Source organism: Hyunsoonleella pacifica (genome assembly GCF_004310335.1).
GTDB classification, from domain to species: Bacteria; Bacteroidota; Bacteroidia; order Flavobacteriales; family Flavobacteriaceae; genus Jejuia; species Jejuia pacifica.
Genome location: NZ_SIRS01000013.1, coordinates 1 through 528 on the forward strand (window position 1 = coordinate 1; position 528 = coordinate 528).

Annotated in this window: 1 protein-coding gene; it reads left to right on the top strand. The window is 42.4% G+C overall.

The annotated features are described in order from the left end of the window. A partial coding sequence (locus EYD46_RS17575; protein WP_130938485.1) for an HYR domain-containing protein occupies positions 1-528 on the top strand: 528 nt, incomplete at both ends.

Genomic DNA, 528 nt, shown 5'->3' on the forward strand with positions numbered 1-528 from the left:
CGCCTATTAACGTAAATGTTGATGGTGGTACGGATGGTGCCGTGGTTACATATACTGCGCCAGTGGGTACAGATAATAATGCCTCTGGTACTGTAACAACGACTCAAATCGCTGGATTACCTTCTGGTTCTTTATTCCCAGTTGGTACTACAACTAATACGTTTGAAGTTACTGATGCTTCTGGTAATACGGCTACTTGTAGCTTTGATGTAACGGTAACTGATAATGAAGACCCAACCATTAACTGTCCTGCGCCTATTAACGTAAATGTTGATGGTGGTACGGATGGTGCCGTGGTTACATATACTGCGCCAGTGGGTACAGATAATAATGCCTCTGGTACTGTAACAACGACTCAAATCGCTGGATTACCTTCTGGTTCTTTATTCCCAGTTGGTACTACAACTAATACGTTTGAAGTTACTGATGCAGCAGGTAATACGGCTACTTGTAGCTTTGATGTAACGGTAACTGATAATGAAGACCCAACCATTAACTGTCCTGCGCCTATTAACGTAAATGTTGATG